Consider the following 20,201-nt stretch of genomic DNA (forward strand, 5'->3'; position numbering starts at 1 on the left):
GGGTCACGGGTGCAGCGGGGGCATCGTGCTGCCGGCGCGCTCGGGGATGCCCGACAGCAGCGCGTTGACCGCGTCGCGTCCCGAGTGGTCCGGGGTCCAGTCCAGCTCCGTCCGGGCGCGCTCGGTGGACATCAGGGGCGCGCGCATCAGCGCACCCAGCAGGCTTCCGGGCACCGGAGCGGCGTGCACGCGCCACGCGGCGCCGAGCACGGCCTGCACGGCGCGCGCCGGGACCTCGACCGTGCGCGCACCCATGAGCTCGCCCAGCTCGGGATGGCGCAGCACCCCCTCGCCCGCGAGGTTGAACGGGCCGCTGACGGGGCGCTCGACCGCGGCCCGGATCGCACGGCCGACGTCGCCGGCGTGGATCGCCTGGAACCGGAGCCCGGCGGGCACGGGCAGGATCGGGATGCGGCGGCGATCCAGCAGCGCGGGCCTCGCGAGGGCGCCGCCGAAGATGCGGCGCTGCTCGCTCGCGGCGGAGCGCTGGAACACGAAGGCGGGACGCAGTCGCACCACGCGGACGTCCGGGTGCGACGCCTCGAAGCCGTCGAGGGTGCGCTCCACGTAGGCCTTCTCGCGGCAGTAGGTCGCCTCCGAGGCACCGTCCGTCAGCCACGACTCGTCGACGGGCGTGTCGTGCTCGACCGGCGAGTAGGCGGCCACCGACGACGCGACGACGACCTTCGGCACGCCGACCGCCTGGACCGCGTCGAGCACGCGCCGGGTGCCCACGGCGTTCGTGGCCCAGGTGACGTCCTGGCGGTGCGTCGGCTGGAACTTCCAGGCGAGGTGCACCACGGCGTCGGCACCGGTGAGGACGGTCGTGAGCTCGTCGTGAGAGACGTCGGCGGCATGCCAGCGCACCGAGGAGGCCCCCGCATTCGCGATCTCGGGCAGACGGCGCGCGACGGCGGTGAGCTCGTGCTCGCCGCCGGTGGACAGCTCGCGCAGGGCGGCGGACCCCAGGTTCCCGGTCGCGCCGGTGATGACGATCCTCATGCAGGACACGTACCCGCGGCGCGTGCTCTCACACCCCAGCCGTCGCCGCGGCGCTCGACCAGGCCCTGCTCCTCGAACGCCTCGAGCCAGCCCGTCATGGGCCAGCGGCCCCAGCGGCGGTGGAACAGCGCCCCGTTGCGCAGGATGTCGTCGAGGTGGTCCACCGGGGGCCGTTGCACCGGGTGGTGCTGGTGGAAGGCCCTCGCGCCGCCGGTCCAGCCGAGGTCGACGCCCGCGCGCGCGGCGCACTGCGAGAAGTCGGTGTCCTCGCCTCCGTAGCCGACGTACTCCTCGTGGAAGCCGCCGATGCGGTCCCACGTCTCGCGGTGCACCGCGAAGGAGAGCGACCAGAACAGGTCGGGGTCGCCTCCTCGGATCCGCTCCCCCGGGGCCGGCGCCGGCCGGGCGGCGTGCGGTGAGTCCCACGCCTCGACGTCCTCCGGGTAGCCCTCCGGCGGCGGGGGCGGGAGGTAGGTGACCGGGCCGCACCACAGGAGGTCCGGCTCGGTGGTCACGGCGTCCACGTAGTCCTGCACCAGCCCCGGCGAGACCAGGCAGTCGACGTCGAGGAACACCAGCACCTCGGCGCCGGTACGGAGCGCGGCGTCGGCGCCCGCGTTGCGCGCGGCGGCCAGCGGCAGACCGAGCGGGTCGCGATCGATCGCGAGGGCGTGGACGGCAGGTGGCGCCTCCGGGCTCCACTCCAGCAGCTCCGGGTCGTCCATCGCGACGAGCACGCGCTGGTCCGGCAGGCGGGTGTTGCGGGCCAGGCTTGCGTGCTGCGCCCGCAGGTGGTCGTGACGCCCGTGGGCGACGGTGATCACCGCGACGGACGTCATCGCGCGACCGGCTCCGCGACGAGTCCGGCGACGAGCGCCGCGAACCGCTCGGGTGCGTGGCCGTCACACCAGCGCTCCCAGCCTGAGCCGTCGAGGCGTGCGGCGCGCTCGAGCCGCTCCGCCCACCCGGCCGCGGGGAACCCGAACTCGACGAGTGCCGGCCACGACTCCCCGGCCAGCACGCGCGCGGTGGAGTGCTGCTCGTCGTGCGGCCGGTCGGCCGGGATGACGATCGCCGGGCGGCGTGCCGCGGCGACCTCGGCGATCGCGTTCTGGCCGGCGTGCGTCACCACGACGTCGGCCTCGCAGATCGAGGGGAACGGATCGGCGAGCCACGGTCCGTCGGCACCGCCCAGCACCTCCCACTGCCAGCCGGGCGTCTGGGCCCGGGCGACCTCGAGCTCCGCGTCGGTGAGGCCGCCGCCGCCCCTGCCGCCGAGCACCACGACGCGTCGCGCCGACGTCCTCCGGACGGGCTGGTCCTGCACCGGGAATCGCGAGACCGCGCCGACGCAGTGGAGCGGCTCGTCCACGCCACGCACCATGCCCTCGGCCTCCTCGGGCCAGAACGCGACGAGCGCGCTCGAGGCAGCCCGACCCAGCCGGTGGGCGCGGTCGCCGCGGTCGCCGGGCAGGACGACCGAGACCACCGGGACCCCGTGCAGGCGGGCCAGCAGCGCGACCTCGACCGAGACGTCGCTGACGACGAGGGACGGGGCCGTCTCGCCGATCCACGTCGAGATCGCGGCCATCCGCGAGCGCAGCCCCGGCTCGCCGAGCGGCGCCCAGTGCAGGAAGCCGTCGGCGGTGTCGCCGGCCTCCTCGGCCCACGCGTCGTCGCGCTCGAGCCGGACCCACTCCCCCGCCCAGCCTTCCGGCTTCGGCAGGGACGACAGGCCGGTCACCGGCTCGTCCAGCGACTGCGCGAGGACGGTGGCGCGGTGCAGATGGCCGCTGCCCTGGTGGTGGACGTAGTAGCCGATCATGCGGCGAGCGGCGTCGACACCGCCCGGTACAGGTCCTCGTACCGGTCCACCATCGTCGAGATCGAGCAGCGCTCGACCGCGGCCCGCCGGACGCGCGACCGGTCGAGCCGGGCCGCGAGGTGCATGGCCCGGGCCAGACCGTCGACGTCGTCCGCCGCGGCGAGCGCACCGACGGTGCCGTCGACGAACTCCGGCAGGGCGCCCCTGGCGAACGCGGCGACGGGCGTGCCGCAGGCCATCGCCTCGGCGGCCACGAGTCCGTAGGGCTCGTCCCACATCGGCGTCACCACGGCCACCCGCGCCGAGCCCACCGCGGCCCGCAGCGAGTCGTGCGTGAGATGTCCGAGATACCGGACGTCCCCACCGAGCCGCGGCTCGATCTGCGTGCGGAAGTAGTGCGCGTCCAGCGACGGCCCGGCGAGGTCGAGCGGCATCCCGGCCGCCCGCGCCGCGTCGATCGCCAGGTGCGGACCCTTCTCCGGCACGAGCCGACCCGACCAGATCGCCGCGCGGCCGCCGGGCCCGGGCCACCACCGCTCGACGTCCACCCCGTTGGGGATGGTCGTCGTCGGGGTGACGTGGGCCCACGCCTGCGCCGTGAAGCGGCTGACCGCCACGAACGTGCTGGCGGGCGACGCGAACTTCAGGGCGGACTCCAGCCACGGCACCGGCGGCGTGTGCAGCGTCGTCACCATCGGCACGTCGAGCATCGCCGACATCGCCACGGGCAGGTGGTGGAGGCTGTTGTTGTGGATGACGTCGAACCGGCGGGCGTTCCGCGCGAGGTCGAGCATGAGCCCGAGGTAGGCGTGGTGCTCGTCCATCCAGGCCCCGGGCGTCACGTCGAGGTCCGGACGGTTCACCTCCTCGTGCCGCAGCGCCTCCACCGGCAGCTCCGCCGTGCGCAGATCGGGGTCCGATCCCGGCGCAGCGAACAGCGAGACGTCGTGGCCGCGCTGGGTCAGCTGGCGGGCGAGGGCGTGCGTGTGCGCCTCGAGTCCGCCGGCGAAGGGCTCGCTGATCGGGAACCGGCTCGAGGCGATGAGGCAGATCCGCAGGCCGCTCACGACAGCAGCCTCCGGTAGAGCTCCTCGTGGGCGCGGGACACCGCGATCCGCTGGGCGCGACGCTCGTCCACGTCGGCCCCGTGGTCGGGCCGGGCGGCGTGCGCGAACCAGACCGCGTCGCGCAGGGACTCGGCGTCGAAGTGCGACTCGTCGAAGCCGTAGCTCAGCACCGGCCCCTGGTCCGCATAGAAGCCGCACGTCGGCGCCACCACGGTGGTGCCGAGGTCGCGGCACGCCTCCAGCCAGCCCGAGTGCGTGCCGAAGCGGTAGGGCAGGACGGCCACGTCGAGGCTCGCGAGGTACTCCCACAGCTGGTCGTCGGGCAGGAAGTCGTGCACCCGCAGGTCGATCCGGCCGGCGGCGGCCTTCTGCTCGAGCCAGCGCGCGAGCTCGTCGTCGCGCCGGGCGCCGTCGGCGTCGAGGACGTCGCGGTGACCGTTGACCTGCAGGACCGCACCGGGCAGGCCCGCGAGCGTCTCGTCGAGCACCTCCAGCACCGGGAACGGGTCCATCGACTCGCGCAGGCTCTTGATGTGCACGCCCACGCGGAACTCGTCCGTGTCACGGGCGGCCCGCTCGCGGCGGAGCCGCGCCATCGTGTCGAGCTCGACGACGTGCGGGTGCGGCAGCACGATCGCCTCCCGGTCCCAGCGGCGCCGGATCTGCGCGGCGGCGCCCTCGGTGAGGGTCACCACCGCGTCGGCGGCGGTGATGAGGACGCCGAGCTGCTCGTCGTGCAGCTGCGGGGTCGGGTGGTGCGGGTTGCGCAGGTCGTGCGCGGTCAGCACCAGGGGCTTGCCGCGCTCGCGGAGGACGTCGACGAGTCGCTGGAGGTCCTCCGGCGAGCAGGCGTCGAAGCCGAACTGCACGTGGAACACGTCGAAGTCGGCCGTGGCCGCCCACTCCGGACGCAGCATGACCGGCGGCCACCACGTGCTGGTGGTTGAGCGCGAGGGGTGGTCGGGGTCGGGATCCGGCAGGTGCACGAACGGGCTCGGCCCGTCCGGCGGACGCAGGTGCCGCACGTAGACGTGCGTCGACGGGACGGAGGCGATGCGCAGCGACCCGGTGGCGGTGCGCTCTGCGACGAAGTTCGTGGTCAATCCAGGTCCCCGATCACGACACGGCCACGGGGAACCGGTCCCACACGCGGTGCGAGGCCATCAGCTCCTGGACCTGTCCGAACACCGTGGTGGCGTCGTCACCCGTCACGACGCCCGTCAGCCGACCCGAGTAGCCCGCCGACTCCAGCGCCGTCACACCGTCGCCCCACGCACCGATCACCTTCGCGTGGCGCCACGTCTCGTCGATCAGCAGCTGCACGCGCGGATCGAGCGCCGGACCGCTGGGCGCACCGGACTTGTCGTCGCGCGACGCCAGCGCGTCGGGCGCGGGCTTCGGAAGGCCGGCCAGCAGGAGGACGTCGAACTCGACCGAGCGACCGGTCGCGAACGTCCGCTGCACCGTGAGCGGACCGACCGTGCCGCCGTGCGGGCCCACCACGAGCGGGACGGCGCCGGCGGAGAAGATCGCCGCACGCAGCGCCTCGACGCCCGCCAGGTCGCCGTCGGGGTCGACGACGATGCCGATCATGCGGCCATCCGCGGGCCACGTGCCGCCGACCTGCGACAGCGCGGGGCTCGGCGTCTCCTGCGTGAGCTCGACCGTGGGCGCCGGCGCGGGCAGGCCGAGGGCCGTGGCCACCTCCTGGCACAGCACGGGATCGATGTCCGCCAGGTGCTGGAGCTGGCGCTCCTTGATCGCGTCCTCGTAGCACTTGCCCAGCTCGAACGAGTAGGCGCGGATGATGTGCTCCTTCTCGACGGGGCTCATGCTGGCCCAGAACAGCCGCACCTGGCTGAAGTGGTCGTCGAACGAGGCCGGGTTCGCGCGCACCTTCGTCGCCTCGGCGACGCGCACCGGCGTGTCCTCGAAGGCGCGGTCGTCGGCGCCGGCGAAGAACGGGCAGCCGCCGTCGAGCGAGTTCGGCTTGTACGGCGCGACCCCGGCGTGCACGGCGTGCTGGTGGAAGCCGTCGCGGAGCATGTCGTTGACGGGCGCGTGCGGCCGGTTGATCGGGATCTGCGAGAAGTTCGGCCCACCGAGACGCGTGATCTGCGTGTCGATGTACGAGAACAGCCGCGCCTGCAGCAGCGGGTCGTTGGTGACGTCGATGCCCGGCGGCAGGTGGCCCGGGTGGAACGCCACCTGCTCGGTCTCGGCGAAGAAGTTCGTCGGGTTGCCGTTCAGCGTCAGGCGGCCGATCGGCTGCACGGGCGCGAGCTCCTCGGGGACGATCTTCGTCGGGTCGAGCAGGTCGATGCCGGCGAACTCCTCCTCGGGGTTGTCCTCGAAGACCTGGATGCCCAGCTCCCACTCGGGGAACGCGCCCGCCTCGATCGCGTCGTAGAGGTCGCGGCGGTGGAAGTCCGGGTCGATGCCGTTGATGAACTGCGCCTCCTCCCACGTCAGGGAGTGCACGCCGAGCTTCGGCTTCCAGTGGAACTTCACCAGTGACGTGCCGCCCTCGGCGTTGACGAGGCGGAACGTGTGGACGCCGAAGCCCTCCATCATCCGGTAGGAGCGCGGGATGCCGCGGTCGGACATGTTCCAGATCGTGTGGTGCTGCGCCTCGGAGTGCAGCGAGACGAAGTCCCAGAACGTGTCGTGCGCGCTCTGCGCCTGCGGGATCTCGCGGTCCGGGTGCGGCTTGCCGGCGTGGATGACGTCGGGGAACTTGATGCCGTCCTGGATGAAGAACACCGGGATGTTGTTCGCGACGAGGTCGAACGTGCCCTCCTCGGTGTAGAACTTCGTGGCGAAGCCGCGGGTGTCGCGCACCGTGTCGGCCGAGCCGCGCGAGCCCAGCACCGTGGAGAAGCGCGTGAACACCGGGGTGGTGACGCCCTCCCGGAGGAACTGCGCGTGGGTCACCTCGGACGCCGTGCCGTAGCCCTCGAAGATGCCGTGGGCGCCGGCGCCGCGGGCGTGGACGACGCGCTCGGGGATCCGCTCGTGGTCGAAGTGCGTGATCTTCTCGCGGAAGTGGTGGTCCTGCATGAGGATCGGACCGCGCGGGCCGGCCTTCAGCGAGTGGTCGCTGTCGCGCAGGCGCGCGCCCTGCGAGGTGGTCAGGTGGGCGCCCTGCTGGGTGCGCACGTCGTCGGGGGCGCCGGACGGCGCGCCGGTCGCCGACCGGGTGTCGGGGGCGCTCTGGTCCTGCTTGCGCGGCAGCGGCTCGCGCGGGGTGGTCGGCTCGTCCAGCGGGGCCGGCTCGGGTCCGGGCCGGCCCGGGATGTCCGGGCTCGCGAGCTCCGCCGCCTTGTCGAGCGCCTTCTCCGCCGTGCTCTCGACGGCGTCCTTGATGTTCTTCGCGGCCTTGCTCGGGTCCATCGTGGTCTCCTCGGGGAATCGGCGGTCGTCCTTTCCGGACGTACCCCTCCGCATGGGGGTCAATCGCGCGCGCGTCATCTCGTCGCGAACGGGTACTGGAGACCCACAAGGAGGCACGATGACCACAGATCCGCAGGACCCCCAGGAGCGCCCCGACGAAGCCGAGCAGGAGGGCACCGTCAGCGAGTCGGCGGCCAACCCGACGCCGCCGGACACCGATGTCACCACGTCCGAGGACGTGCACGACATGCCGCAGTCGCCCACCCGGCCCGACGTGGCCGAGGACGACCGCCAGCCCGACTGAGTCCCCGTGCGCCACATCGGGATCGAGGAGGAGCTGTTCGTCGTCGACGCGCGCGGACGGCTCGTGCCGCGGGCCGAGGAGGTGCTCGCGGCACACCTCGAGCGCGATCCCGAGCACCCGCTCGACCACGAGCTGTTCCTGCAGCAGGTCGAGCTGAAGACGGGTGCCCACGACGACCCCGACGCCCTGCGCGAGGATCTCGTGGCGCGCCGCGGTGACGCGATCGACTCGGCCCGCTCGCTGGGCCTGGAGCTGGCGGCCGTCCCCGTGGACGTGCTCGGTGGCGAGGACCCGGTGGTGACGCCGTACCCGCGCTACACCCGCATCGTCGAGCGGTACGGCGAGCTGGCCCGCACCACGATGGTCTGCGGCATGCACGTCCACGTCGAGGTCGATCCGGACGACGCGATCCCCGTGATCGACGCGCTGCGCCCGTGGACGCCGCTGCTCGCCGCGCTCGCCTCGAACTCGCCCTTCACGAACGGCCGGGACACGCGCGTGGCCAGCTGGCGCGGCCACCTGCGCGACACGTGGCCGTCGGCCGGGGTCGTCGAGCCGTTCCGCGACCGGGAGGCCTACCGCCTGCTCGTCGAGCACGCGATCGCGTCGGGTGCGGCGATCGACGAGCACATGGTCTACCTCGACGCGCGCATCGCGACCCGCTACCCCACGGTCGAGGTCCGCGTGGCCGACGTGTGCACCGACGTGGACGACGCGCTCCTCGTGGCCGAGCTGGCCCGCGCCCTGGTGGCCACGATCGTCACGGAGCGGACCGACCCGGGCGAATGGCGGATCGACGTCCTGCGCGACGCGGCCTGGCGCGCTCGCCGCGACGCGCTCGACGCCACGCTGCTCGACCCGCTGTCCGGGATGTTCGTCCCGGCCGCGCAGGCGCTCGACTCCCTGCTGAGGACCGTGGCGGTCGCGCTGAAGGACGCCGGCACGGCCGACCGGGTCGAGTCCGGCGTGCACCGGCTGCTCACGTACGGCACCGGCGCGGTGCGCCAGCGCGCGGTGGCGGGCGACCCGCCCGACCTCACGGCCGTCATGACCGACCTCGTCCGCCGCACCGACCCGCGCCCGGCCTGACGGTTTCGTCCCGCGCGTCCCGGGGTACGTGACCGCCGTGCATCGCGTGGGCATCGAGGAGGAGCTGTTCGTCGTCGACGACCGGGGACGTGTCGTCCCCGAGTCCGAGGCCGTGCTGAGGGCCCATCGCCGCATGGACCCCGGCGAGGAGCTCGACCACGAGCTCTTCCTCCAGCAGATCGAGCTGCAGACCTCGCCCCACGCCGACCACGCCGACCTGCGCGACGACCTGCTGACGCAGCGGTCCGGCGCGGTCGCTGCCGCCCGGGCCGTCGGGCTGAACGCCGTGGCGATGCCGGTGGACGTGCTGGGCGGCAGCGAGCCGCGACCGACGCCCCACTCGCGCTACGAGCGCATGATCGCCCGCTACGGCGAGATCGGCCGCAACGGCATGACCTGCGGCATGCACGTGCACGTCGAAGTGCCGGACGAGCAGGCGATCGGCGTCATCGACGCGCTGCGTCCCTGGACCCCGGTGCTGACCGCGCTCTCGGCGAACGCGCCGTTCTTCCACGGCCGCGACACCCACCACGCCAGCTGGCGCGGGCACCTGTGGGACATGTGGCCCACGGCCGGTCCGGTCGAGCCGTTCCGCGACCTCGAGACCTATCAGGCGACCGCCCAGGGGCTGATCGAGTCGGGCGCTGCGCTCGACGAGCACATGCTCTACCTCGACGCGCGCATCGCCGAGAAGTACCCGACCGTCGAGGTGCGGGTGGCGGACGTGTGCACCGACGTCGACGACGCGCTCCTCGTGGCCGAGGTCGCCCGCGCGCTGGTGACGACCCTCGTCGCTCGGCCCGAGTCGGGTGAGTGGCGGCTCGAGACCCTACGCGCGGCGCGGTGGCGCGCCCGCCACGATGGACTCGGCGGCACGCTGCTCGACCCCGTCACCCGCAGCTTCGTCCCGGCCGAGCAGGCGCTGGAGTCGCTGCTGTCGTCGACCCGCGACGCGCTCGACGCCGCCGGCACGACCGACGTCGTGACCGACGGAATCCATCGCGTCCTGACCCGCGGCAACGGCGCCGCCCGGCAGCGCGCGGCCGCCGGCGACCCGCCCGACCTGGGGGCCGTGGTGTCCGACCTTATCGCCCGCACCGACCCGAAGGAGACGTCATGACGAGCGTGTTCCGCCAGTGGACGATCGACGCGCACGACATCGAGCGGCTCGCCCGCTTCTGGTCCGGGGCGCTCGACTACCGGATCGAGTCCGACGGCAGCGACGGGCCGACGTGCCACCTGCTCCCCCGCGAGGACGCCCCGGCCGGCGCTCCCACGGTCTGGGTCCAGCACGCCGGCGACCCCTTCGTGGTCCTGCGTGACCCGGAGGGCAACGAGTTCTGCATCCTGCGCGATCCTCACTGACCCCGGTGACCGATCAGGGCTTGAACAGCACCTTGATCGTGGAGTCGGTCTTGTCCTGGAAGTTCTTGTAGGCCGTGGGCGCCTCGTCGAGCGGCACCCGGTGCGTGGCGAAGTCGGCCAGGCCCAGCGGATCGGACGAGTCCTCCGCGAGCGGCTTGACCTGATTCACCCACCGGCGCACGTTCGCCTGACCCATGTGCAGCTGCACCTGCTTGTCGAACAGAGTCTGCATGGGGATCGGGTCGACCGTGCCGGCGTACACGCCGCTGAGCGAGATGATGCCGCCGCGACGCACCGCGTCGATCGCCAGGTGCAGCGCGCCCAGGCGGTCCACGGCCACCGTGGTCATCGCCTTGCGGGCGAGGAAGTCCGGCAGGAAGCCGACCGCGGTCTGGCCGGCGTGCGCCACGGGCGAGCCGTGCGCCTCCATGCCGACGGCGTCGATCACGCCGTCCGCGCCGCGCCCACCAGTGGCCTCGCGGACGACCTCGGCGACGTCGACCTGCGTGACGTCGTACGTCTCGGCGCCGCGCGCGGCGGTGCGGGCGAGCCGCTCGGGCACGAGGTCGGCGCCGATCACCCGGGCGCCGCGATGCAGGGCCAGTCGCGCCGCCATGTCGCCGATCGGCCCGAGGCCGATGACGAGCAGTGTGTCGCCCTCGCCGACGGCCGAGTACTCGAGCGCCTGGAAGGCGGTGGGCAGCACGTCGGACAGGTACACGAAGTGCTCGTCGTCGAGGTCGGACTCGATCTTGATGGGCCCGTAGTCGGCGTGCGGCACGCGCAGCAGCTCGGCCTGGCCGCCGGGCACCGCACCGTAGAGGCTCGAGTAGCCGAACAGCGAGGCGCCCATGCCGGTGTCGCGGTTCTGGGTGACCTCGCACTGCGTCTGCAGGTCGCGGCTGCACATCCAGCACGAGCCGCAGGCGATCTGGAACGGCACGACGACGCGGTCGCCGATGTCGAGGTTGGTGACGCCCTGGCCCACCGCGACGACGCGGCCCATCGGTTCGTGGCCGAGGATGTCGCCGGGCGTCATGAACGGCCCGAGCACCTCGTACAGGTGCAGGTCCGAGCCGCACAGGCCCGTGGTCGTCACCTCGATGATCGCGTCGGTGTCCTCCTGGATCGTCGGATCGGGCATCGTCTCGACGCGCACGTCGCGCTTGCCCTGCCAGGTCACGGCCTTCATGTCCCCACCTCTGTCCTCGAAGTCACGGTCTCTCGGGGAGTACCCGACGACGGCAGGGCTACACGGGAAGTCGCGTCAGGACTTCGACTCGCGGCTGAAGAACGAGAACGAGCCGTCCTGCTCCAGGACCGCCCAGGCGATGTCGTCCAGATCGGTGATGCCCTCCTGCCGGGCCGCGACCATGAGATCGTCGTGGGTCACCCGCTCGGCGCGCATCGACTCGGTGACCAGCTCGCCGTCGCGCACCAGCAGGGTCGGAACGCCCTCGAAGAACGCGCGCCGGCTCGGCATCCGGTACGACAGCCACGACATCGCGATGGTCAGCAGGCCGAAGGTGGCCACGGCGGTGACGGCGCCGGTGACCGAGGTGTCCTCGGCGATCACAGCCTCGGCGATGAGGTCGCCCATCACGACGAGGATGACGAGGTCGAACGGGGCCATCTCGCTCAGCTCGCGCTTGCCGACGATCCGGACGACCACCCAGACGAGGAAGAAGACGGCGGTGGCGCTCAGGACGATGCTCATGGCAGCACCACCGTTCGGACCGAGGCGACCTCTGCGGGCGGCTCGCCCCCCGTACCGACCTTGACCGCGTACCTCACGGGGCCGAGAGTCGACCGAGTCGGCATGCGGCCGTGCAGGTAGACCGTGAGCTCGCCGGCTGGCGGTCGGGCGAACGTCAGACGCACGGCCGTCTTGTCGCCGGTCTCGGCGGCGGGGCGCGGTGTCACGACCTCCAGACCGAGCGTCTCGAGAACGTCGCGCGGCAGCTGGACGGTCATCGGGCCGGTGACGTCCTCGATCGAGATCTCCAGCGCGGCGTCGGCGCCCGACCGCGTGAGCAACGGGTAGGTGACCGTCACCTCGGAGCCGTCCGGCGTCGCTCCCCGCGCGGTGGCGTCGCGGGGTCCGAGCCAGCCCAGGCACGCGAGCACGATGACCACCAGGAACAGCACGATGCCGAGGCGGCGCCAGTTGCGCGAGCGCCGCGCCTGGGCGGGTCCCGCCACACCTCGGAGGACGGGGATGTGGGCGTCGTCTTCAGAGCTCATGGGCACCTCCAGTGGCCGGTCGCCCGTCACCCTAGACCGCACCGGGTCTTCGTGCCCGCGGAGCGATCAGGGCGTCGGGTAGACGAGCTGGCCGTCGACGACGCGAGCGCCCTCGCTCGGCTCGTGCGCCGAGAGGCGACCGTCGGGCATGACGTGCTCGACCGGCAGCCCGTGCAGCAGCACCGCGGCATCCGAGACGAGGCGGCGGTGGCACCGCCACCACACGAACTCCGAGCACATCACGGCGACGGTCGCGTCCTGGGCGCGCTCGACGACCTCCGTGAGGGCGGCGCCGAACTCCGGCGTGCGGGTGTACGCGGCGTAGGCCCGGAACGCCTCGACCCGCCACCAGGCGTCGGTGTCGCCGGCGTCCTCGGGCACCCGGCGGCGCCCGCCGAGGCGCTCCTCCCAGGCGTACTCGACCTTCTCGTCGGGGAGCCACGCCTCGAGGGCGTCGCGGGACACGTCGGGGTTCCGGCGGCTCCCGGGGAACCGCCGGATGTCCACGAGCACCTCGATCCCGGCCTCGTGCAGGCGTCGGGTCAGGTCGGGCCGGTCGGACGTGCCGTGCCCGATCGTCAGCAGGCTCACTCGAATGCGGGGTGCTCGCTGGCGACCTCACGCACCTCGTTGAGGTGGGCGCCGAGGTACCCGGCCGCAGCGGCGACGATGGCTGCGCCGAGGGCGAGGTTCCGTCCCCGGCCGTGCTCCCCTCGACGGCGCGCCTGCCACGAGGCGGCGTACCCGACGACGGCGGCCGCGTTGCCGACGGCGTGCACCACGCCGACCCGTTGCTCGGGACGGCGCGGGATGCTGCCCCACTCGGCCCAGCCGGTGATCGCGGTCGGCGCCGCCGACAGGACCCCGAGGCCGACCAGACGTCGCGCGGCCGGACGCGAGTCCTTGCCGCCCACGAGGTCGAGCACGCTGGCCGAGGTCCAGAGCCCCAGCGGCAGGTCGGTGAGCAGCGGGTGGATCGCGTGCCCCAGCCAGTCGCCCTGCAGCAGCCGGCGGCGCTCCTCCGAGCCGATGAGGGCCCCGGCCACCGGACTCAGGGCCCGGACGGCGGGGTCCAGCACACGGGCGCCCTCGAGTCGCTGCGTGATGCGGACGAGAAGGGGTGTCGAAGAACGAGGATCTCGATCGGTCGTTCGATGCATGCCAGGCCTCCTTGCGTTCCCCTCAGGTCTACCCCGGGTCGCCGACCCGTGCGACCTCGACGCTCACTCAGCCGACGAAGATGCAGAACGGGTGCCCCTCGGGGTCCGCGAACACGTAGAGCGGCTCCTCGGGGTCGTCGGTGCGATCGAGGATGACCGTCGCCCCGAGCGCCTCCGCCCGCTGGCGCTGCCGTTCGAGCGCCTCCGCGTCGGGCACGCTCGTGTCGAGGTGGATCTGCATCGGCACCTCCGGATCGGGCCACGTGGTCCGCTTCAGCTCGTCGGCATGCTGGAACGCCAGCCCGTGCCCGCCCTCGCGCCCCCGCAGCACCAGCCACTCGACGTCCTCCTCGCCCTCCCGCGGCTCGTCGCCCGCGCGGTACTCCAGGCCAAACAGCTCGCGATAGAACTCGGCCGTCCGCCGCACGTCCGTCGCGTCGATGACCGTCTGCAGGATCCGGGGATGCTCGCTCATGCTCCGAGGTACCCACAGTGCGCCCCCTCAGGCAAGTCCTCGCGTCGTCTACACGCCCAGCCGACCGGGCGGTTCCTTGGCTCGGAAGTTGTGACGCTCAGGCCCAGATATGGGCTTGAGCGTCACAACATTTCCGCGTCCTTGCGCCCACTTAGACGCACGTGCTTCCCTCCGAACACGAACGGACGGCCGCCAAGAATGTCCTCTTCTGAGATGTCCGAAGGGTAGGCGTCTCTCCCCGACAACCGTCTGTACGTCGGCTAACCGGTCCGCGGTTCTTGGGCGCTGGGCCGCGCCCTTCGCCGAGATGCTCGGCATCGCTAGGTGTCACGCCCGGATCGGGATTCCTCTTGAAGGGTCAGGGCCCCGCAGGTGCTGAGGCCCGCGTTCGAAGTTCACTGGTCGATTCGTCCGCCGCGCCTGACATTCTTGGAGCATGGGCCTGAACGCACGTATCGCCGCGAAGCTCGACGCTGGCATCGACGCCGACGTGTTCGAACGGTGCGCCATCGCTCTGATGGCGAATCACTATGACAGCGTGGTCGGCGTCGAGGGCGGGAGCGACGGCGGTCGCGACGGCGACATTATTGCGCCCATCGTGGGTGAACCCGACTCGCGCGGGCGAATTCTCGTCACGACGGGCGACTCTCTCGACAACCTCAAAAGTAGCCACAAGACATGGAAGAAGTTCTGGGACGCGGGCGAGGCGTTCCGGGTCGATCAGATCGTGATGGTCACGTCGAACAAGCTTTCGGACACGAAGCGCCGCAACATAGAGAAGTACTGCAAGATCAATGAGCTCCCGGTGCCCCGTATCTACTCACGGCAATGGTTGGTGGAGTCCCTGCGCCGCGACCCGGAACTTCGCGTGGAGCTGACGGGGGTCAAGGGACGTCTGGAGGCTCTGACGATCAAGGCGCCTGATCTATCGTCGGCCACTATTCTGTTCGGGCGGGACCATGAGGTTGAGCAGTTGGACGCCGCGGTCTCGCTTGCGACCGACGTCTCGTTGGTGGGCGTGCCCGGTGTCGGCAAGAGTCGCCTGCTCGCCGAACTCGAAGGCAGTGTTCACTTCGTGGACCGCCTTGCTCGCGAGTACCTTGTTGACGACCTGTTCGCCATGGAGCCGACGACTGTCGTGCTTGACGATGCCCACCTCGACCTGGACCTCCTCAAGCAACTTGTCAGCATCCGAAGCAAGGAACAATTGGGCTTCACTATCGTCGCCGCGACGTGGCCGGGCACCGAGGCTCCGGTCGAGGCGCTGCTAAACGACCCGGCGAGAGTCGAGGTGGATCGACTCGCGCGAGCAGCACTCGATCAGATGATCCAGGCGCTCGGAGTTCACGGGGTACGCGCGCGTTTGTCGGTGCTCGAGCAATCGGACGGCCGACCAGGCTGGGCGGTCATCCTCTCGAGGTTGGTCGTCGATGGCGCGGGCGATGATCTCGCGACTGGTCAGTCACTCCTCGACCAGGTCGCGGGTCTCGCTACGGCGATCGCAGGCAACGCAGTCCTAAATGAGGCACTGGCCTGCATCGCCGCGCTCGGCGCGGCTTCCCTCGAGGACATCGAGATCATAGCTAGCCATGCTGGTGTGCCGTACGCGGACTTGAGCGCTTGGCTCGAAGTCACCGCGCAAGGAGGCCTCGTAGAACGATCAGGCGACAAGTGGGCCGTGCTCGCTCCGCTGCGCTCGCTGATCGTCGCGTCGACATTCTTTGGGGCGCGAAAGCGAAGGAGTTGGATGTCGTTCGCCGCGAAGTTCCCCGACGATGTGCGACTAGACCGCGCAGTCCTCGAGGTCGCCAATGACGTACCGGATGTCGAGGTGCGGGCACTAGCGGATGCGTGGTTCGACGACGTGTCGATCGAGGAGCTCGATGAGGCGACGTTGGACCTGGTCCAGGCCTTCAGCACCATCGACGAGACCGCGGCCGACCGTGCCGCTCTACTCGCTCGTGCTGTCCTTGACTCTCCTCGCGAGCGTCAGACCCTCTACGGGGACGTCACGTACGACCCGGTCGGCACTGCTGCCGAGCAGATCCTCCGGAGCGCCTTTCGCCGTACCTGCTCGCGCGAGGCAGCCCGCGGACTGCTGGAACTCGCAATCGGGGACGTGCGGCCGCGACACCAACATCCGGATCACCCGATGCGAGTCATTCAGGACATGGCGCACTACCTTGACCCAGACTTGGGGGCTTTTGATGGCCTGCGCGACCGCATCCTGACGTACGCCCTGGAGTGGTTCGACGAGAGACCAGACGAGGCTCGGTGGCGGGTTCTCGCGGAGGCCGCACGCTACGTGTTCGACCCCAGCGTTGAGGGCAATTGGAGTGACCCAAGCAGCCACCTCGGCTTCACTATGTCCCGTGGTGTCATGAGCTCGGAGGCAATGGAGTCACTTCTGGCGCGCTGGGGCGATATCGACGCCAGGGTCCGAAAGTGCGCGGCCGCGAGTATCGGCCATCGAGCCGTAGCAGATCTCTGCGAGACCTTTGAGGCGTGGGCGGGACTCGTCGGGGGCGTCACCGGTTCGGGGGTCGAGGCCTCTGACAATCATAAGGTCGTCGCCGCGAACGGAGCCGAGCTCATGCTCGCTACTCTGGCGCGCTTGGCGGAGCGGTTCCCGGCAGTGCCGATCCGGGTCAGCCAGCGTCTGGCGCTGCTCACGCTGTGGAACGGTGGCCCCACATCACTGCAGGAGCTTCCGGTGAACGACGACCGTCTCCTGCGGTTCGTGGGCGTACGAGAGCCCGACGAGGACATCGACTCATGGATGGCCGAGCGCCGGGAGCAGCAGATTTCACTTGCTCGTGAACTTGACCAGCTAGAGGCGCTGGAAGGCGTCACCGAGTTTCAAAGGCTCGTGCGCGAAGCGTCGGTGCTAGACGGCCACCACGAAGGTGATCTGTTCGCAGGCGTACTCGCCGAGCACGTCACCGACCCTCCCCTGTGGCTTGAAGTCGCCGTACAGGCATTTGCCCGCCCGCTCATCGCCCCGCTGGTGGCCAGGGCGCGAGCCGACGGCGCGGACATCGCCGACCTGATCGGTGCCGCTATCGAAATCCCTGACCTGCGGGCCGGTGTTCTGCGCGCAATCGTGCAGGAGGAGGGAGAACTAGACGATCTAGCGCGCAATGTGGTCAGCAGCCTCACTGACGACGACGTCACGCACATCGGGGAACTATGGATTCGTGACGAGGTGACGCCGATGTTGCGCGAATTGCTCATGCACCCGCTAGCGTCGGTGCGCGGGCTTGCCGCCGTTGCTTTCGGAGAGGCGCCACGCGGTCACGGCCCGCCGGTCCCAAACGATCTCAGACCCGCTTGGCGCAAAGCACTCGTAGAGGCAGTACCCAACCAGTTGCCTCAGCACTCCAAATGGCGCCTCGGCGAAATCCTCGAGCACGCCGTGAACACCGACCCCGAACTCTGCGCTGACTGGTTCATCATGAACGCGAGGCAGCCGGGTCTCTCGTCGCGCGCGCGGCGACTAGTGGAGTCATTCTCCGGCGTGCTCCGCGCTCTGCCGCAGGAGCAGAAGCGACGCATCGTCGCGACGTTGGGTGTGGAGACGCTAATCACCAGTGGGTTCGCAGGAGATGTCCTTGGCACCGACGCAGAACTCGCCGGCGATCTGCTTGCTGAGGGTGTTGTGGATGAGTCGTCCCTGCTCCGGTCGATGACGGGCTACCGCGACCACACCGTCGAGGCACTCTCACCCGCGCTCGTGGCGGCCCAGGTCGCTCCGGACCGCATCGTTGCCGAAGCTCTTAAGAACCGCAATTGGACCGGTGCCGAGTCTGACGCAATCCTCAAGGACCTAAAGTTCTTCGAACAACTGAAGGTGCGGCAGCCCGAACTTGTCGAAGTGTGCGACCTCGCGGCCGAACGCCTCCGAGGGGAGCTCGAAGCTTCGCTAGCGAAGGAGGATCAGGAGCGACGGCTCGGTTGGTAAACGACTGACCGTTGTAGAGCGACTCTGGAACGCCACCAAATTCTGGACACTGAAAGGCCTCCGGCAACATCCGACGCGTGACGCGTGCTTCGCACGTGGCAATCTCAGTCAGTAGACCGACGCGCGCTACTCGCGATTCCCTGTGGAACTGCGTCTAGCGCCGCTGGTGGATTGGCCTGAACCTGCTTCACCGATCCAGCCTTCAGGCCAGGAGCGTGACAACTTCGCCGTGGTTCTTCTCCCACCACTCGGCGAACAATTTGTGGTGCCGTCTGACGAGAGCCTTCATTTTCTTCACCTGCTTCGAGTTCGCCCAGGGCGGCAGGTCACCGTCCAGCTCGGCGGTTTCGAGGTTGATCTTGATGGACTCATTGTCGGGCTCGGACTTCTTGAGGATGTGCACGTGCGGCGGCGGGTGGTCATTCGGCCATACGTGGACGCTGATGCCGCCGTCGAAGGGTTTGCCCTCCGCGACCAGGGCGGTGATGAAACCATCGTTGTTGTATGCGGCCGACCAGCCGTCCTTGTTCTCGCCGAATTCGAAGAGAGCAATCGCGACGAGTCGTCCCAGAACGTCCTCGGCCTCGAGGCGGTCCTCCGACTCCGCTAACGCCCATCCTGCCGGCTCGCCGAGGTTGTAAGCCGCCCGCTCGGGTGGAGTCAGGTCGTCGTCCTTCACAGGGCGAGTCTCGCAGTTTGGAGACGACCTAGCCGACTGATTTCCGGTGACGGAACGCTTGCGTGTATCCGTGACATCCGACCTAGCCCATTCCGCCGCCAGTGTCGCGTAGCGGCGCCGACGAGTGAGCCCATCTTCGGAACTCCGGCAACACAAAGGTCAGACGGTACGGAGCGAGTTCAGGACCGCTGAGGGTGCGGACAGTTGCTTCCGTCGCTGGCGTGGGCGACTTGGCATACCCGCGCCCAAGCGACGAGAGTGCCTACGGCGTAGGCCGGTCTGGATCTGATCTGATTGCCGTAGGCAGTCACACCAATGAAAGGAATTCCGATGGCGCTGTGGGTTGTCCGCGGGGGACGAGGCGGTTCGTACGCGCAGTGGTGTCTCGCTGAGGGACGGGCCGCTGCAGCGTGGAACTCCGTTCCGACCCTTGCGCACGCACAGTCGCGCGATGACGTCGTCGCGCTGGTCGCCCCGACCATGCCGAACGAGTCGACGGCCAAGGTCGGCAACCTCGCGAGCCAACTGTGGGGCCTGCGGTCGATTGAGCCGGGCGATACGGTCATTTTGCCGCTGTCGTCGTCGGGCACATTAGCGGTCGGCGTATGCACCGTTGGCTACGAACATCTCGACGAGCACGCTCCCGCTCGCCACTCAGTGCGCGTTCACTGGAGGGCAGATGAAGTGCCCCGTGCTGTTCTTGGCCAAGACCTGCTGAACTCTCTCGGGTCACTGTTGACGGTGTTCCAACTGTCGCGGCACAACGCAGAGGCCAGGTTCGCGGAGGTGCTCCGGACCGGGGTCGACCCCGAAGCAACCGCGGACGACCCCGGCGAAACGCCCTCAGAATCCGTTACGACAGCGTCCGGCACGCTCCTTGATCCCGAGCCGGTACCGACGACCGAGTCCATCCGCGACAGGGTCCGCACCCACATCCGAACTCACTTTCGCGAGCACGAGCTCACGCGTCTCGTTGCGGCCGTGCTGACGGTCCGTGGATTTCACTGCGACATCTCGCCGCCGGGGCCGGATCAGGGCGTTGACATCCTCGCAGGGACTGGGCCGCTGGGACTTGACTCGCCCACCCTCATCGTTGAGGTGAAGTCTGGTGGTGGCGCGATTGGGGCCCCGGTCGTCCGAGGTCTCCAAGGTGCGATGTTGTCGCATCGAGCAGATCAGGGACTCCTCGTGGCCTGGGGAGGCATCACCCGTGAAGCGCGCGCCGAGATTCGTAAGGACCGACTGACGATGCGGGTCTGGGACGCGGATGACTTACTGGATCAGGTCCTCGATGTATACGAGGAACTCGACGAAACAATTCGAGCCGAGATGCCGCTCAAGCGTGCCTGGGTGCTCGTAGAGAACGAATCCTAAGCTGTGTGGCGCCTTCAGGACACGGCTTCCGCCTCAGACGCCCATGTTGGTGTGTCCTTTCGCCGAGAAGGGACCGCCGGCCCGTCAGATGAGTAGCACTGAAACAACAAAACCAAATGCGAGCGCCAGCGCGACCGTTCGGAGTTCTCGGGTCGCTGATGATGCCGCCGTGTAGCGAGCGTCGAGCCACCGGACGAGCCTCAGGAAAGCCCATAGGACAACGACCAGCAGGCCGAGACGCACGACGTGGTCCATGCGGGCAG

The 20,201-nt window shown here is 70.1% G+C and carries 20 protein-coding genes; 6 read left to right on the plus strand and 14 right to left on the minus strand.

Translation table 11 applies throughout. The features are described from left to right. Positions 1-3: 3 nt before the first annotated feature. Genes BJ975_RS10705 through BJ975_RS10730 form a run of 6 tightly spaced genes read right to left on the minus strand, consistent with a single transcriptional unit; the run spans position 4 to position 7,287 of the window. Positions 4-1,002 carry an NAD-dependent epimerase/dehydratase family protein gene (locus BJ975_RS10705; RefSeq protein WP_179425718.1) on the minus strand — a complete coding sequence of 333 codons (999 nt, stop codon included), beginning with the start codon at positions 1,000-1,002 and terminating at the stop codon, positions 4-6. Continuing rightward, positions 999-1,841 (minus strand): glycosyltransferase family 2 protein, encoded by an 843-nt coding sequence (locus tag BJ975_RS10710; protein ID WP_179425720.1) that lies wholly within the window; start codon positions 1,839-1,841, stop codon positions 999-1,001. The genes BJ975_RS10705 and BJ975_RS10710 overlap by 4 nt, the downstream gene beginning before the upstream one ends. Beyond that, on the minus strand, positions 1,838-2,827 hold the full coding sequence (locus BJ975_RS10715) for a glycosyltransferase (RefSeq protein ID WP_179425722.1): 990 nt from the start codon (positions 2,825-2,827) through the stop codon (positions 1,838-1,840). The genes BJ975_RS10710 and BJ975_RS10715 overlap by 4 nt, the downstream gene beginning before the upstream one ends. Next, positions 2,824-3,894, minus strand: a complete 1,071-nt coding sequence (locus BJ975_RS10720) for a glycosyltransferase family 4 protein (protein ID WP_179425724.1) — start codon at positions 3,892-3,894, stop codon at positions 2,824-2,826. The genes BJ975_RS10715 and BJ975_RS10720 overlap by 4 nt, the downstream gene beginning before the upstream one ends. After that, entirely contained in the window at positions 3,891-4,997 is a 1,107-nt protein-coding gene (locus BJ975_RS10725) for a glycosyltransferase family protein (RefSeq protein ID WP_223303411.1), read from the minus strand. Before BJ975_RS10725 ends, BJ975_RS10720 begins: the two co-directional genes overlap by 4 nt. 13 nt (positions 4,998-5,010) lie before the next feature. Beyond that, positions 5,011-7,287, minus strand: coding sequence for a catalase (locus tag BJ975_RS10730; protein ID WP_179425726.1), 2,277 nt, complete (start codon positions 7,285-7,287; stop codon positions 5,011-5,013). A gap of 118 nt (positions 7,288-7,405) precedes the next feature. Between BJ975_RS10730 and BJ975_RS10735 the strand changes: the two genes are divergently transcribed. The 4 genes from BJ975_RS10735 to BJ975_RS10750 are packed head-to-tail and all read left to right on the plus strand — an operon-like array spanning position 7,406 to position 10,045. Continuing rightward, positions 7,406-7,591 (plus strand): hypothetical protein, encoded by a 186-nt coding sequence (locus BJ975_RS10735; RefSeq protein ID WP_179425728.1) that lies wholly within the window; start codon positions 7,406-7,408, stop codon positions 7,589-7,591. Positions 7,592-7,597: 6 nt separating this feature from the next. After that, on the plus strand, positions 7,598-8,680 hold the full coding sequence (locus BJ975_RS10740) for a carboxylate-amine ligase (protein WP_179425729.1): 1,083 nt from the start codon (positions 7,598-7,600) through the stop codon (positions 8,678-8,680). 28 nt (positions 8,681-8,708) lie between these two features. Next, positions 8,709-9,800 carry a carboxylate-amine ligase gene (locus BJ975_RS10745; RefSeq protein ID WP_179425731.1) on the plus strand — a complete coding sequence of 364 codons (1,092 nt, stop codon included), beginning with the start codon at positions 8,709-8,711 and terminating at the stop codon, positions 9,798-9,800. Next, positions 9,797-10,045: a VOC family protein gene (locus tag BJ975_RS10750; protein WP_179425733.1), complete on the plus strand. Its 249-nt coding sequence runs from the start codon at positions 9,797-9,799 to the stop codon at positions 10,043-10,045. The genes BJ975_RS10745 and BJ975_RS10750 overlap by 4 nt, the downstream gene beginning before the upstream one ends. A 13-nt stretch (positions 10,046-10,058) precedes the next feature. Here the strand turns inward: BJ975_RS10750 and BJ975_RS10755 are convergent, their stop codons facing one another. The 6 genes from BJ975_RS10755 to BJ975_RS10780 form a co-directional block, all read right to left on the minus strand. After that, entirely contained in the window at positions 10,059-11,237 is a 1,179-nt protein-coding gene (locus tag BJ975_RS10755) for an alcohol dehydrogenase catalytic domain-containing protein (protein ID WP_179425735.1), read from the minus strand. Between the two features lie 75 nt (positions 11,238-11,312). Continuing rightward, positions 11,313-11,762 (minus strand): DUF421 domain-containing protein, encoded by a 450-nt coding sequence (locus BJ975_RS10760; protein WP_179425737.1) that lies wholly within the window; start codon positions 11,760-11,762, stop codon positions 11,313-11,315. Next, positions 11,759-12,289: a hypothetical protein gene (locus BJ975_RS10765; RefSeq protein ID WP_179425739.1), complete on the minus strand. Its 531-nt coding sequence runs from the start codon at positions 12,287-12,289 to the stop codon at positions 11,759-11,761. Before BJ975_RS10765 ends, BJ975_RS10760 begins: the two co-directional genes overlap by 4 nt. A 66-nt stretch (positions 12,290-12,355) precedes the next feature. Further along, positions 12,356-12,880 carry a DUF488 domain-containing protein gene (locus BJ975_RS10770; RefSeq protein WP_179425741.1) on the minus strand — a complete coding sequence of 175 codons (525 nt, stop codon included), beginning with the start codon at positions 12,878-12,880 and terminating at the stop codon, positions 12,356-12,358. Next, positions 12,877-13,368 (minus strand): DUF2231 domain-containing protein, encoded by a 492-nt coding sequence (locus tag BJ975_RS10775; protein ID WP_218845843.1) that lies wholly within the window; start codon positions 13,366-13,368, stop codon positions 12,877-12,879. Before BJ975_RS10775 ends, BJ975_RS10770 begins: the two co-directional genes overlap by 4 nt. A gap of 148 nt (positions 13,369-13,516) precedes the next feature. Beyond that, positions 13,517-13,924 carry a VOC family protein gene (locus tag BJ975_RS10780; protein WP_179425745.1) on the minus strand — a complete coding sequence of 136 codons (408 nt, stop codon included), beginning with the start codon at positions 13,922-13,924 and terminating at the stop codon, positions 13,517-13,519. Between the two features lie 436 nt (positions 13,925-14,360). Here BJ975_RS10780 and BJ975_RS10785 point away from each other — a divergent pair, with 436 nt between their 5' ends. Then, on the plus strand, positions 14,361-17,885 hold the full coding sequence (locus BJ975_RS10785; protein WP_179425747.1) for an ATP-binding protein: 3,525 nt from the start codon (positions 14,361-14,363) through the stop codon (positions 17,883-17,885). A gap of 202 nt (positions 17,886-18,087) precedes the next feature. Here the strand turns inward: BJ975_RS10785 and BJ975_RS10790 are convergent, their stop codons facing one another. Continuing rightward, a complete protein-coding gene (locus BJ975_RS10790; protein WP_179425749.1) occupies positions 18,088-18,564 on the minus strand; it encodes a DUF4160 domain-containing protein in 477 nt (158 codons plus the stop codon). A 330-nt stretch (positions 18,565-18,894) separates the two neighbouring features. Here BJ975_RS10790 and BJ975_RS10795 point away from each other — a divergent pair, with 330 nt between their 5' ends. Further along, the gene (locus tag BJ975_RS10795; protein ID WP_218845853.1) at positions 18,895-19,938 is read left to right on the plus strand and encodes a restriction endonuclease; all 1,044 of its coding nucleotides are present in this window, start codon (positions 18,895-18,897) and stop codon (positions 19,936-19,938) included. An 84-nt stretch (positions 19,939-20,022) separates the two neighbouring features. On the opposite strand, the gene BJ975_RS10800 is transcribed toward BJ975_RS10795, so the two are convergent. Then, on the minus strand, positions 20,023-20,193 hold the full coding sequence (locus tag BJ975_RS10800; protein ID WP_179425751.1) for a hypothetical protein: 171 nt from the start codon (positions 20,191-20,193) through the stop codon (positions 20,023-20,025). Between the last annotated feature and the right edge of the window lie 8 nt (positions 20,194-20,201).

The sequence above is a fragment of the Aeromicrobium tamlense genome (assembly GCF_013408555.1).
Classification (GTDB): Bacteria; Actinomycetota; Actinomycetes; order Propionibacteriales; family Nocardioidaceae; genus Aeromicrobium; species Aeromicrobium tamlense.